Raw genomic sequence first — 12,696 nt, 5'->3', positions numbered from 1 at the left:
CATGAATATGTCGTCGCATCTCAGATGGTGGCAGTGGCGGCAGGAGGAGAAGAAGCGCAGTAGACCGGCCCTTGTGCTTGTGGTCGTGGGCGGAATATCGGTTGCCTTCATTCTGTTTCTGCTCGTTCTCTCTCAATTCAGTGGTTGGGTTGCGGCAAGTGGCGTTGGCGGGCTTGTCGTTTTTGCGGGGATGTCCGCTGGCGGCTTTCTCGGATTTCTGTTTTCCGTGCCGAGGATCATGACCAAGGACAATCAGGTTGCGATTGTTGCCGCGCCTGGGGATCCGGACTTTCCGGCTACGCGGCTCGCCGGGAAAGGTGAGCGCCTGCTTAGTTCCAACACCAACCTTGAACGCGTTTCGGAGTGGTTGACGACGATGCTCGTCGGGGTGGGGCTGACGCAGATTGGTTCCCTGGACGATCGCTTCGTGGATTTCAGCGGGTTTCTCGAAAGCAATATGCCTGCCTCGCTTAGCAAGGCGACAACGCTGCCGGCGATCGGTCCCTTCCTTCTGGTGTCCGGACTGGTGGCAGGCTTCATCTTCTTCTATCTCTATACTCGCATATACCTGTCGCCGCTGTTCCAGTATGCGGAAAGAGTGCTGCAGTCCGAGCCCGGTGAAATGCGATTGCAAGTCGGTGTGCCGAAAGTGCGCGAGGCGGCAGCGCGCTTGGCGGAAAAAGCTGGAGGACCGTCGCTGGCTTACACCTCGACCGCGTCCGAAATATCGATCGACGACAGCCTGGACGTGATATTCAGCCTTCTATACCGCGAGGGCGGTTATGCCGAGGCGATCGACATCGGCAATACGCTTGCCGAAACGCCGGCCGCAAATCTTGCGCGCTACTGGTATCTGATGGCTGCGGCCTACGGCCAGAAACATCACGAGTTGGTCGGCGAAGGCGCCGCCACGCGCGAGCTGCGACAAGCGCGAAACGCCGTGCTGAGTGCGGCTCGCAGAGCCGTGCAACTCAATCACAATTACAAATTCCGGCTTCTGGAGCTGACGGATCCCGAGAGCGACGACAATGATCTGCAGGACTTTGTCGCGGACAAGGATTTTCAACAGATCGTGAAGTAAGTCGAGGTCAGGCGAAGCTCTTCCGTCGGCGGGAAACGACGGGTGCCTCCTCGACGGCGGGAACGGTCTGCAGCACGCGCCTGGCTGGCAGGATCGCGATGACTTCGGTGCCCTCGCGCAGCTTAGACTTCAGGATGAACTGGCCGTCGTGCTTGGACAGGATCGCCTGGACGATCGGCAGGCCAAGGCCGGTCCCTTGTTCCGCACTCTTGATGGCGATCGAGCCCTGGCCGAAGGCGGAGAGGACGACCGGTATCTCCTCTTCCGGAATTCCGGGGCCGTTGTCCTTGATCGAGATGTACTGGCCGCCGCCGGCGGTCCAGCCGACCTTGACGTGAACCTCGCCGCCCTGCGGCGTGAACTTCACGGCATTCGACAGAAGATTGAGGACCACCTGCCGCATCGATTTCTCGTCGGCCCAAACGGTCGGGAGTTCCGGTTCGAACTGTTGGCTGATTGAGATGTTCTTTCCTCGCGCACGCAGCTGGACCATGCCGATGCAATCCTCGGAAATGTCGAGGAGGGAGATCGCTTCCTCGTTCAGCTCGTACTTGCCGGCCTCGATGCGAGAAAGGTCGAGGATCTCGTTGATCAGGTTCAGGAGATGCTGGCCCGAGCGATGGATGTCGTCGGCGTATTCCTTGTAGGTCGGGTTGTTCAGCGGTCCCATCACTTCCGCGGACATCACTTCCGAGAAGCCGAGAATGGCATTCAGCGGCGTTCGCAGTTCGTGGGACATGGACGCGAGGAACCGTGATTTGGCCAGATTGGCCTCTTCGGCTCGCCGGCGTGCCTCGTCGGACATCGATTTCGCAACCTCGAGCTCGGCGATCAGGTCGTCCTTCTCGGATTGATAGGCGAGGATCTTGAGGTTCGACTGAAACAGCCTGTCGCTGATGAAACTGAAGAAGACGACCGTCGTCGTGAAGGTGGCGGTCAGGCTGATTTCCAGAATCTCGCGGGAGAATGCTGCCTTGGTCGCAAGCCCGATCACGACAGGCGCGAAGGTGACGAGCACCGACGGCGTCAGCATGAAATTCCACATGGCAGTGACGGACAGGGCGATCAGCAGGGTCGCGCCCTTGTAGAGAACGAAACTGGCCGGGTCACAGGCAGAGCAATCCTGCATCGCGAAGATGGCCCAGCAGCAGCCGATCATGAGCTGACCGAGCAGCAGCGCGCGGCGCCAGCTCCGGGCGCTCACGGCGGTTATCTCCTGCTTGCGAGCGCGTCGCGCCAGGAACACGTTCGCGGCATGCGCCGTCAATGTCAGCAGCGCCCAGAGAAAGATCTGGGTATTCTCGGTGATATAGGTCCCAAGCGCTGCAGCTATGACGACGAAGAGAGGTGTGATAGACGCGCCTTGAAGGACGGCGCTGACATATCGCGCAAGCACGTCGCGATCAAATGCACCGCTTGGAGCGTGGCTGGATTGCAGGCGTTCGCGAGTCTGCCGCACAGCCCGGGAAACAGGCTTGTTGCGGTGGCTTCGAGATTTGTCGACGATATTCTTGTCCGTCGATGTGCTGACGCCGTTACTCATTTTGCACGTTGGAACTTGAACCCTGCGTGCCTACACCGTACTGCGCAATTCTTAAGAAGTTGTTTGCCAATTTCGCCAAGGATTTGTTTTTCAAGGAGGCGAAAGCGTGGCGCGCAATTTCCAGGTGATGCGGGACGGTGTTGTCGCCCTGGCGCTGCTGGCTTTCCTCTGGCTGATCGCCGCCAAATTGAACGACGAGGCTCAGACTGCCTACACAGGCAGGTTTCATGCGGCCGACGGCGATAGCCTCGCGATCGGAGACGAGCGGATGCGCCTCAAGAATATCGATGCACCGGAGCTCAGCCAGACGTGCGAGCGCGACGGTCGGCCATGGGCCTGTGGGCGCCAGGCCAAGGAGGCGTTGCAGGCGCTTGTCGATGCACGGGATGCGAAGTGCGAGGGGCATGAGCGCGATCGGTTCAAGCGGCTGCTGGTGGTTTGCAAGGCCGGCGGAGTCGACATCAACGCGGCAATGGTCCGCAAGGGGCTTGCCGTCGCCTATGGCGGTTATGGCCCCGAGGAAATGCAGGCAAGGGCGGAGAAGGCCGGCATCTGGGTCGGCCACTTCGAGATGCCGCGGGATGTGCGCGATCGCGAACATGGTGCGCGCCCTGAGGCAGGGAAGCTCTTCGCATGGTAGGCGGTTGCCATAGCGAACTCGAGCGGCTGAGCGCCGAGATCGCGGCCTGCCGGATCTGTCGCGACGCGCCCTTGAAAGGCCCGGCTGATCGGTTGCCGCACGAGCCGCGGCCTGTCGCCACTTTGTCTTCGCGTGCGCGAATCCTGATCGCAGGACAGGCGCCGGGTTTGCGGGTGCACGAGAGCGGCATCCCGTTCAACGATGCCTCCGGCGACCGATTGCGCGACTGGCTCGATGTCTCACGCGAGACGTTCTACGATATCGATCGCTTTGCGATGCTGCCGATGGGCTTCTGTTTTCCCGGTTACGACGCCAAGGGTGGCGATCTTCCGCCGAGGCGTGAATGCGCGCCGATCTGGCGCGAGCGTGCCATGCGGGCCATGCCGCAGGTCGAACTGGTGCTTGCCGTGGGGCAGTACGCCCAGGCCTGGCATATGCGCGAGGAGCGCCGCGAAAGCCTGACCGAAACTGTGCGGGCCTGGCGTCAGGTCCTGTTTGCCAATCGATCGCCTGCAATCCTGCCTCTGCCGCATCCAAGCTGGCGCAACAGCGGCTGGATCAAGCGAAACCCGTGGTTCACCGAGGAATTGTTGCCGGTGCTGCGCGAACGGATCAAATTGCTCACGAGTTGAAACAAATTTCTTTTGTCCTTTCGGAATCGCGTTATACAAAGAAAATAATTCGAAGGGGTTTGATTTATGGATCGTCTTGACCGCAAAATTCTGCGTCTTCTGCAGGAAGACTCGACGTTGGCCGTCGCCGACCTCGCCAAGAAGGTCGGGCTTTCCACGACGCCTTGCTGGCGCCGTATCCAGAAGATGGAAGAAGACGGCGTTATCAAGCGCCGCGTCGCCATCCTCGACCCGGAGAAGGTCAACACCAAGGTCACGGTTTTCGTATCGATCCGCACCGCAACCCATTCGATCGAATGGCTGCGACGCTTCTCCGAAGTCGTCGCGGAATTTCCGGAGGTTGTCGAGTTCTATCGCATGAGCGGTGATGTCGACTATCTGCTGCGCGTGGTGGTGCCTGATATCGCTGCCTATGATGCGTTCTACAAGCGAATGATCGCCAAGATCGAAATCCGCGATGTGTCGTCGGCATTCGCGATGGAGCAGATCAAGTATTCGACGCAGCTGCCGCTCGACTACATGCTTCTTGATAACGCCAAATCCAACGAGGATTGAGCGGAATAGCTCAGCCTTTCAGACGGGCGATGATCTTTTCGCTCGTCAGTTCCCGCACCGCATCCTTTCCGATCCAGCGCGCCGCGCGGTCGGTGCTTTCGCTCAGCTTTTGCGCAAGCAGTAGTGCCTGCGCATGGCAAGAGCGGTTTCGCTTGCCGATGTTGCGGAGCGCCCAGTTGACGGCTTTCTTCACGAAATTTCGCGGGTCGGTCGAATGCGCCTCGATCAGTGGCAGATAGCCCGAGATCGTCGCGTCCGGTTCTTTCTTCATATGAACGGCTGCGGATGCGATCATCGCGAAGGCGGCGCGACGGATAAACTCGCGCTCGTCGGATGCGAATTCGGGGATCAGCTGCAGCAGGCGGGCTTCGACGAATAGGTCGGCAGCGCTATCGACGATCTCCCATGAATTGAAATCGGCCGACCAGAGGCGCGCTTCATCGAGCGTCAGCTGTTTCGGATCCGCCGTGTAGACGGCGAGCAGGCGAGCCTCGCGAACCTGGCTTTGCCAGAGCGCAAGCGCCCGTCGGTGGTCTTTCTTTGCGCGACGGGCGATTGCCTGCAGATCAGGATTCGAGATGCCGAGCGCCGTGCCGGTCTCGATCCCGAACCGTTTCATGCCGGCGATATTTGTCTCCGAACGCAACGACATCAGGTGGGCGACGAGATCCGCCGCGCTCGAAGACGGATCGATCATTTTTCGAGGCGTGCCAGCAGCGAAGATGTATCCCATCTGTTGCCGCCCATCGCCTGGACGTCGCCGTAGAACTGATCGACGAGCGCCGTCAGCGGCAGCTTGGCGCCGTTCTGCCGCGCTTCGGTCAGCACGATCCCGAGATCCTTGCGCATCCAGTCGATGGCGAAGCCGAAATCGTATTTGCCTTCGTTCATCGTCTTGTGGCGGTTTTCCATCTGCCAGGAGCCGGCCGCTCCCTTGGAGATCACCTCGACGACCTTTTCGATGTCGAGCCCGGCGCGCTTGCCGAAGTGGATACCCTCGGCGAGACCCTGAACGACACCGGCGATGCAGATCTGGTTGATCATCTTGGTCAGCTGTCCAGCGCCGGCAGGACCCATCAGGCCGACCATGCGGGCGTAGGCGTCGATAACAGGCTTGGCCGTGGCAAAGGTCGCTTCGTCACCGCCGCACATGACAGTCAGAACGCCGTTTTCGGCGCCGGCCTGGCCGCCGGATACGGGAGCGTCGATGAAGGAGCAGCCCTTCGCCTTGGCTGCCGCATCGAGTTCGCGCGCGACTTCGGCGCTGGCGGTGGTGTTGTCGATGAGGATCGCCCCTGGTTTCATCGACTGGAAGACGCCTTCCGGGCCCGTTGTCACCGAGCGGAGATCATCGTCATTGCCGACACAGGTGAAGATGAAGTCTGCATTCTCGGCTGCCTGAGCGGGAGTAGGGGCACTACTGCCGCCGAACTTCTCGACCCAGGCTGCGGCCTTCGCCGCCGTACGGTTATACACCGTGACGTCGTGGCCGCCCTTGGTCTTGAGATGACCCGCCATGGGGAAACCCATGACACCGAGGCCGATGAACGCGACTTTTGACATGTACTCATCCCTTCAAAAACATCGGAGCGAGAAGTAGCGGAAAGCGCGGCGGTCGAAAAGCCGTCCGGCCGTCCGGCACTGCCGCTTGGAATATTTTTTCAGAAAACCCTGCAAGCGAAGGTCAGGAAAATTGAAACGGGCATCAAGATTGTAATTCTGATTGTCGATAGAGTTGGTAGATTTAAGCAGGATCAGGTCATCGAGATAACCGCCGTCTGCCGATGAAGCTGCGCGGCCAAAAAAGGGGAAGCAGATGATCTCTCGTCGACAGACTCTCGGGCTTTTGGGTGCTGCTGCTGCCACGGCACTTCTGCCAGCAACCAGGCAGGCGCGCGCCGCCGCGACAGAATTCCGTATCGGTTGGCAGAAGAACGGTGTTCTTGCGCTCGCAAAGCGCCGGGGCGCCTTGGAGGAGCGGCTGGTCGCCAAGGGCATTGCCGTCAGCTGGTCAGAATTCACCTCCGGCCCGCCATTGCTCGAGGCGCTTGGAGCAGGCGCGCTCGACTTCGGTGCAACCGGCGACGTTCCGCCGCTCTTTGCCCAGGCGGCAGGTGGCCACCTCTACTATGTCGGCACCTATCGCGGCAGTTCGGCGGGTTCGGCCATCGTGGTGAACAAGGATTCCGGCATCGAGAAGGTGGAGGATCTCAAGGGCAAGAAGGTCGCGTTCAAGCGTGGATCGAGCGCCCATAACGTCACGGTGAAGATCCTGCGCAAGTCAGGCCTGAAGATCGATGACGTCGAGGCGGTCGATCTATCCCCGCCAGACGCGGCGGCAGCGTTCAAGAACGGCAGCATCGACGCCTGGTCGATCTGGGACCCATATCTGGCGATCGTCGAAGCCGATCCGCAGACACGCGTGCTTTCCACGGCCGAGGGCATCGTCGACTCCTACAGCTATTTCCTCGCCAACGCCGAGTTTACCGACGCCAATGGTCAGGTCATCGTCGATGTCATCGATGAACTGGCGAAGGTCGGTAAGTCGGCGCAGGGCAAGCTTGACGAGACTGTCGCGGCCCTTTCCGAGATTACCGGCGTGCCCGCCGACGTGACCCGCACCGCCCTGACACGGCCGGGCGCGGACCTCGGCAGCGTTTCCACCATCACAGACGAGGCCGCGGCCTACCAGCAGGCGCTCGCGGACGAATTCTTCAGCCTCGGTATCGTGCCCAGGCAGTTGAAGACCGGCGACATCGTCTGGCGGCCGAAGGCCAGCTGATTGCGATTTTCGAAAAGGACCCCTCCCATGACCGCCACACACGACCCCATCAATTTTCTCTGGTTCATCCCGACCTCCGGCGATGGCGCCTATCTCGGCTCCAACGAGCTCAACCGCGCTCCGGAAATCGGTTATCTCACGCAGATCGCGCAGGCGGTCGACCGTCTCGGCTATTCCGGCGTGTTGCTCCCGACCGGCGTTGCCTGTGAGGAATCCTTCGTGACCGCGGCAGCGCTTGCCGCGAAAACCGAGAAGCTGCAGTTCCTGGTCGCGATCAGGCCCGGAACGGCGTCGCCGGCGTATTACGCGCGTCTGACGACCACGCTCGATCGTATCTCCAACGGCCGACTGCTGCTCAACATTGTGGTCGGCGGGAGCCCGGCGGAGCTTGCCGGTGACGGCATCCATCTGGCTCACGACGAGCGCTACGCGCATGCCGACGAGTTCTTCACCGTCTTCGAGGAACTGCTGGAGAAGGGCGTTGCGAGCTACGACGGCAAGTACATCAAGGCGACCAATGCACGGCTCGGCTTCCCTTCGGTGCAGAACCCGCGTCCGCCTCTCTATTTCGGCGGCTCCTCGGATGCCGGCATCGACTTCTCGGTCGGCCGTGTCGACAAGTATCTGACCTGGGGCGAGCCGCCGGCACAGGTTGCCGAGAAGGTCGAAAAGGTGCGGGCAGCGGCAGCGAAGAAGGGCCGCGACGTCAGTTTTGGTATCCGACTGCATTTCATCGTGCGCGAGACGGACGAGGAAGCGTGGGAAGCGGCCGACAAGCTGATCTCCAAGCTCGACGACGAGACGATCCGCGAGGCGCAGGAGCGCTTCGTCCAAGAGTCCGATTCCGTCGGCCAGAAGAGAATGGCGGCGCTCCACGGCGGTCGCCGCGACAAGCTCGAGGTTTCGCCAAACCTCTGGGCTGGTGTCGGCCTGGTCCGCGCCGGCGCGGGCACGGCGCTCGTCGGCTCACCGAAGACCGTTGCCGCAAGGCTGCGCGAATACCAGGAGATCGGCATCGATACGGTCATCGGCTCCGGTTACCCGCATCTCGAAGAGGCTTACCGCGTCGCCGAGTTGCTGTTCCCGGAACTGGGGATCGTTCGAGAGGAGCAGCGTCATGGCTTCCAGAGCGACTTCGGAAAGAAACAGGTGTTCGGCGGCGGCAGCCACGGCGGAAACCTGAAAGTGGTTTCCGGCTCCTGAGACATCAGTGGACGCCGCTCGCGAGAGCGGCGTTCGCCGTTTTGCCATCGCAAGCAGCGAGGAAAGACTTCATGTCCGCATTCGATACAGCGATCGACCGCAGTGTGACGCAGAGCAAGCCGCGCAGGGCGCCGTTGCGCATTCCGCTTCCCGCAAGGGAAAAGCTGTTACCCTACGCCGTGCCGGTCGCAATCGTTGCCATCTGGCAGATCGCCTCGTCGGCCGGGTGGATTTCGTCCCGGATCATGCCGTCGCCCGCCGATGTTGCCGTTGCCTTCTGGTCGACAACGTCGAGCGGCCAGCTGCCGCACGATATTCTCGTCAGCGCCGCGCGCGCCTTTGCGGGTCTGCTTGTCGGCGGTGCGATCGGCTTCCTGCTCGGTATCGTCAACGGTGTCTCGCGGCTGTCGGAGCAACTGACCGATACGACGCTGCAGATGCTGCGGACAATTCCGCACCTGGCAATGATCCCGCTCGTCATCCTCTGGTTCGGTATAGGCGAGGAATCGAAGCTGTTCCTGACGTCTCTCGGGGTGCTCTTCCCCGTCTATCTCAACACCTATCATGGCGTTCGCAGCGTCGATCGGGATCTGATCGAGATGGGGCGCGTCTATGGGATGAGTGGATGGACGCTGTTCCGGAAAGTCATCTTTCCAGGCGCGCTGCCCTCGATCTTCGTCGGGCTGCGCTATGCGCTCGGCATCATGTGGCTGACGCTCATCGTGTCGGAGTCGATCGCGGCATCGTCGGGGATCGGCCATATGGCGAACAACGCCCGCGAGTTCATGATGACCGATGTCGTGGTGCTGGCGCTGGTGATCTACGCGCTGCTCGGCAAGCTTGCCGATGTGATCGCGCGCTCGCTGGAACGCCGCGCGCTGAAATGGAACCCCGTCTACGCACAATAACAGGAGAGCTCCCATGGCTTTCGTCATGCAGGAACGTTTTCAGGAGTCGGCGGAAGAGGCCGAATACGGTGCCCGACCGACGGCGGCTGTCCAAATCGGCGCCGTTGCGATCACCCTCAAGGGATTGGAAAAGAGTTTTGGCGGCAACCGCGTGCTCCGCGGCATCAGCCTGCATATCCCGGCGGGCCAGTTCGTCGCTGTCATCGGCAAGAGTGGTTGTGGCAAGAGCACGCTGTTGCGGATCTTGATGGGTCTCGATGCACCGACCGCAGGCGAGCTTGCGTTCGATAGCGGGAGCGACGCCCGCGAGAGCGCCCGTATCGTCTTTCAGGAGCCGAGACTGCTTCCCTGGCTTACCGTTGCCGACAACGTGGCTGTTGGTCTGGGTGAGGGCGTTGATAAGGGGACGGCACGTTCCCGAGCGCTCTCTGCCCTCGAAGAGGTTCAGCTTGCGGAGAAGGCAGGCGAATGGCCGGCGCGGCTGTCGGGCGGGCAGCGGCAGCGCGTTGCGCTTGCGCGTGCGCTGGTCAGCAAGCCGGGCGTTCTCGCGCTCGACGAACCGCTCGGAGCGCTTGATGCGTTGACGCGTATCAGCATGCAGCAGTTGTTGAGCCGGGTCTGGCGGGAGCTCGGGTTCACCGCCGTGCTCGTCACCCACGACGTTAGCGAGGCGGTGCACCTCGCCGACCGGGTCATCGTGCTCGACGAAGGGCGGGTCGCGCTCGACCTTGCCATTCCGCAGTCCCATCCGCGCCGTCACGGAAGCCCTGAACTGGCGGAGCTGGAAGGGCGGCTCCTGCACGCAATTCTCGGAACCTGAATTTTCGCCCGGGGCCTAGTGCACGATCTCGTGTTCGCGTTCGATGAACGCCTGGACATTGTCGATGAGGATCTCCGTACCCTGGCGACGCGATCCGTCGTCGGTGTAACCGTCGAGAAAGACCACCTGCTCGGTGAAGGTCATGGTGGTTCCCTGCGGCGTTGGCCGGAAGGTTACGGTCGCGAGCGATGCGGAAATCCTCTTATCGCCGAGTTTCATGTCATAGGCATAGATGATGCGCGCGTCGGGGACGATGTCGAGATAGCGAGCGTCATAGGCATGGACTACGCCGTCCGCATCGGCGACGCGGTTGACCTCTGCGCCGGCAACCCGAAAATCCAGGTCGTATTCGAGCGAAACCCAATTGTCATGGCAGGCAAACCATTGCCGCTTGGCCTGCGGGTCGGCCCAGGCCGCAAAGGCTCGTCCGACAGGTGCGCGCAGGTCGCGCTCGATCACGAAGGTGGCATGGTCGGTAGAACGCGTCTTCATTCCAGATCACTCCGTTTCGTCTCGGGAAAAGAACTCTTCCAGCCGGTCGAAGGTTCGGTTCCATCCTTCCTTGTGGGCGGTGAGCCAGCGCTCGAGATTGCCGAGCGCTTCCTTGCGCAGATGATAGGTCCTGATACGCCCGACCTTGCGCGAGGCAACGAGGCCGCTTTCTTCCAGCACCGCCAGATGTTTCATGGCCGCCGGAAGCGCCATGGCCTGCGGTGCGGCGAGTTCCGAAACGGAAGCAGGCCCCCGGCCCAACCGGTCGACCATGCCGCGCCGGCTGCGGTCGGACAGTGCGTGAAAGAGGCGATCCAGGCCGGTGTCGCTTGTCGTCATCAGGTTGCGGCATCCGGCCGGAACCGAGGGGGCAGGTTGTCGCGGTAAGGGTAGAAGCGGAAGTAAGGCATCGCTTCGTCCAGAACCCGCGAAAAGGACGGTCGCGCGAGCAGCCGTTCGTAGTAAGCCTTCAGAAGCGGACGGGCATCGCCAAACGGCACCAGCGTTTCGGCGTAGAAGAGGGCTGGAGCGGCGGCGCAATCGGCCATGGTGAAGCTGTCGCCGCAGACCCAGGCCTTTGCGCCGAGCTGGGCTTCGATCATGTCGTAAGCTGTCTCCAGCGTCGTGCGTGCCTCGGCAACGCCGTGCGGGTCCTTTGCTCCATCGGGCCGCAGCGTGTCGCCGACGATCTTCTGCATCGGCGTCTGCACGTAAAGATCGAAGAAGCGATCCCAGAGCCTCACCTGCAGGGCATCACCCTCCTCCAATGGCAGAAGCCGCTGCGCACCGGGATAATGCAGATCGAGGTATTCGATAATGATCGTCGTTTCCGGAACCGTGCGGTTGCGGGCGTCGTCGCGTAGCATCGGCATCTTGCCGACCGGCCAGAGCGAGAGAAAGTCGGCTCGGGAATCCTCGTTGGCGAGATCGACGAGCTTGTTCTCGAATGCGGTGCCGCTTTCGTAGAGCGCAATCAGGACTTTGTGGCAGAAGGAGGCGAGGGGATGGCCGTACAGAACGAGAGGCATGTGCGGAAGCCTTTGCTTTGATACTTATCCAAACAGGAAACTATCAAGCTCGAAGGCATTCCGCAATAGATAGTTCTCCAAGCGGAAAACTATTAAGCAAGCCGCGCGATAACGAGATGTCCGGGGGTCGGCTGGCCCTCTTCCATGCGCACGTTGATGTCGGTGATCTCGACGAGTTCGAAGCCGGTCGCGGTCAGTCGTTCGCGCACATAGGTTTCAGCATGGGCAAAACGCTGGTGCGGCCCGACGATGTAGGCTCGACCGGCGAGAACCGCGTCGGGAAGTGTTTCGGAAGAAAATACGAAAAGGCCGCCCGGGGTCAGGTTTTCGGCCGCTCCGAAAAACAGCGGCTCCAGCGCGCCGAGATAGGGCAGGACGTCCGTCGCGGTGATGATGTCGAAGGGATCCTCGTCGTTGTCATCGAGGAAGTCTTCCACCTCGGCCACGAACAAGGTCTCGTAGAGGTCTTTCTCGTGAGCTATTTCGACCATGTTCTCGGAGATATCGATGCCGGTCATGTCGGCGCACATGTCGCGAAGGGTGCTGCCGGTCAGACCGGTTCCGCATCCGAGATCGAGCAGCCGCTGGAATGGTCCGAGCCCAAGCGTCTGCAGCCGTTGGCGCACCATCATCGGCACGTGGTAGCCGAGCTGCTCGACAAGAACGTCTTCGAAGACTTCCGCATGCTGGTCGAACAGCGTCTCGACGTAGGCATCCGGCGCCTTGGCTGGGGTTTCGCCGCGCCCGAGCGATGCGATTCTGACCGCTGCGCCACCGTGATCCTCGGGATCGATCGCAAGCACCTCTTCGTAGGCCTTTACGGCGGCGTCCACGTCACCGGCCTTCTCCAGCGCCAGTGCCCGGTTATAGGCTTCGGCCAGCGCGTCTTCGTCGATCTTCTTTGCCATGGCGTTCACACCTTCCATCATCCGTTGCGGTGGCTGTACGGCCACTGCGCGGTTTTTGCAATGGTGCGCCGTGGCCGGCTCGGCGACGGGCGGCGTTACGCCTG

General features: G+C 61.4%; 15 protein-coding genes. 8 read left to right on the top strand and 7 right to left on the bottom strand.

From position 1 onward, the window contains the following. Nucleotide 1 precedes the first annotated feature (1 nt). Nucleotides 2-1,081: a hypothetical protein gene (locus FZ934_RS07630; protein WP_153270570.1), complete on the top strand. Its 1,080-nt coding sequence runs from the start codon at nucleotides 2-4 to the stop codon at nucleotides 1,079-1,081. A gap of 7 nt (nucleotides 1,082-1,088) precedes the next feature. Here the strand turns inward: FZ934_RS07630 and FZ934_RS07625 are convergent, their stop codons facing one another. Next, the gene (locus FZ934_RS07625; protein WP_153270569.1) at nucleotides 1,089-2,624 is read right to left on the bottom strand and encodes a sensor histidine kinase; all 1,536 of its coding nucleotides are present in this window, start codon (nucleotides 2,622-2,624) and stop codon (nucleotides 1,089-1,091) included. Between the two features lie 106 nt (nucleotides 2,625-2,730). On the opposite strand from FZ934_RS07625, the gene FZ934_RS07620 reads away from it, so the two are divergent. The 3 genes from FZ934_RS07620 (at nucleotide 2,731) to FZ934_RS07610 (ending at nucleotide 4,451) form a co-directional block, all read left to right on the top strand. After that, nucleotides 2,731-3,264, top strand: a complete 534-nt coding sequence (locus tag FZ934_RS07620) for a thermonuclease family protein (protein WP_153270568.1) — start codon at nucleotides 2,731-2,733, stop codon at nucleotides 3,262-3,264. Further along, nucleotides 3,258-3,896, top strand: a complete 639-nt coding sequence (locus FZ934_RS07615) for a uracil-DNA glycosylase family protein (protein ID WP_153270567.1) — start codon at nucleotides 3,258-3,260, stop codon at nucleotides 3,894-3,896. The genes FZ934_RS07620 and FZ934_RS07615 overlap by 7 nt, the downstream gene beginning before the upstream one ends. Before the next feature lie 66 nt (nucleotides 3,897-3,962). Further along, nucleotides 3,963-4,451, top strand: coding sequence for an Lrp/AsnC family transcriptional regulator (locus FZ934_RS07610; protein WP_007629545.1), 489 nt, complete (start codon nucleotides 3,963-3,965; stop codon nucleotides 4,449-4,451). Between the two features lie 10 nt (nucleotides 4,452-4,461). Here FZ934_RS07610 and FZ934_RS07605 read toward each other — a convergent pair whose 3' ends face one another. Together FZ934_RS07605 and FZ934_RS07600 are read right to left on the bottom strand one after the other, a co-directional pair. Continuing rightward, entirely contained in the window at nucleotides 4,462-5,148 is a 687-nt protein-coding gene (locus tag FZ934_RS07605) for a DNA alkylation repair protein (RefSeq protein WP_153272388.1), read from the bottom strand. Further along, nucleotides 5,145-6,014 carry an NAD(P)-dependent oxidoreductase gene (locus FZ934_RS07600; RefSeq protein ID WP_153270566.1) on the bottom strand — a complete coding sequence of 290 codons (870 nt, stop codon included), beginning with the start codon at nucleotides 6,012-6,014 and terminating at the stop codon, nucleotides 5,145-5,147. Before FZ934_RS07600 ends, FZ934_RS07605 begins: the two co-directional genes overlap by 4 nt. A 253-nt stretch (nucleotides 6,015-6,267) precedes the next feature. On the opposite strand from FZ934_RS07600, the gene FZ934_RS07595 reads away from it, so the two are divergent. From FZ934_RS07595 to FZ934_RS07580, 4 genes are all read left to right on the top strand, one after another. Next, nucleotides 6,268-7,233 (top strand): aliphatic sulfonate ABC transporter substrate-binding protein, encoded by a 966-nt coding sequence (locus FZ934_RS07595; RefSeq protein ID WP_153270565.1) that lies wholly within the window; start codon nucleotides 6,268-6,270, stop codon nucleotides 7,231-7,233. A gap of 27 nt (nucleotides 7,234-7,260) precedes the next feature. Beyond that, complete coding sequence (gene ssuD, locus FZ934_RS07590; protein ID WP_153270564.1) at nucleotides 7,261-8,436, top strand: FMNH2-dependent alkanesulfonate monooxygenase; 1,176 nt, start codon at nucleotides 7,261-7,263, stop codon at nucleotides 8,434-8,436. A 71-nt stretch (nucleotides 8,437-8,507) separates the two neighbouring features. Continuing rightward, entirely contained in the window at nucleotides 8,508-9,344 is an 837-nt protein-coding gene (gene ssuC, locus FZ934_RS07585) for an aliphatic sulfonate ABC transporter permease SsuC (protein ID WP_153270563.1), read from the top strand. A 13-nt stretch (nucleotides 9,345-9,357) separates the two neighbouring features. After that, nucleotides 9,358-10,164: an ATP-binding cassette domain-containing protein gene (locus FZ934_RS07580; RefSeq protein ID WP_153270562.1), complete on the top strand. Its 807-nt coding sequence runs from the start codon at nucleotides 9,358-9,360 to the stop codon at nucleotides 10,162-10,164. A gap of 15 nt (nucleotides 10,165-10,179) precedes the next feature. On the opposite strand, the gene FZ934_RS07575 is transcribed toward FZ934_RS07580, so the two are convergent. The 4 genes from FZ934_RS07575 to FZ934_RS07560 form a co-directional block, all read right to left on the bottom strand. Further along, nucleotides 10,180-10,656, bottom strand: coding sequence for an SRPBCC family protein (locus FZ934_RS07575; protein ID WP_153270561.1), 477 nt, complete (start codon nucleotides 10,654-10,656; stop codon nucleotides 10,180-10,182). 6 nt (nucleotides 10,657-10,662) lie between these two features. Then, the gene (locus FZ934_RS07570) at nucleotides 10,663-10,995 is read right to left on the bottom strand and encodes an ArsR/SmtB family transcription factor (protein ID WP_153270560.1); all 333 of its coding nucleotides are present in this window, start codon (nucleotides 10,993-10,995) and stop codon (nucleotides 10,663-10,665) included. Then, nucleotides 10,995-11,684 (bottom strand): glutathione S-transferase family protein, encoded by a 690-nt coding sequence (locus tag FZ934_RS07565; RefSeq protein WP_153270559.1) that lies wholly within the window; start codon nucleotides 11,682-11,684, stop codon nucleotides 10,995-10,997. Before FZ934_RS07565 ends, FZ934_RS07570 begins: the two co-directional genes overlap by 1 nt. A 92-nt stretch (nucleotides 11,685-11,776) precedes the next feature. Further along, on the bottom strand, nucleotides 11,777-12,592 hold the full coding sequence (locus tag FZ934_RS07560; protein WP_153270558.1) for a class I SAM-dependent DNA methyltransferase: 816 nt from the start codon (nucleotides 12,590-12,592) through the stop codon (nucleotides 11,777-11,779). Between the last annotated feature and the right edge of the window lie 104 nt (nucleotides 12,593-12,696).

The sequence above is a fragment of the Rhizobium grahamii genome (assembly GCF_009498215.1).
GTDB classification, from domain to species: domain Bacteria; phylum Pseudomonadota; class Alphaproteobacteria; order Rhizobiales; family Rhizobiaceae; genus Rhizobium; species Rhizobium grahamii_A.
Note: the sequence above shows the minus strand (reverse complement) of the source record. Positions and strands in the feature narration are given on the sequence as shown.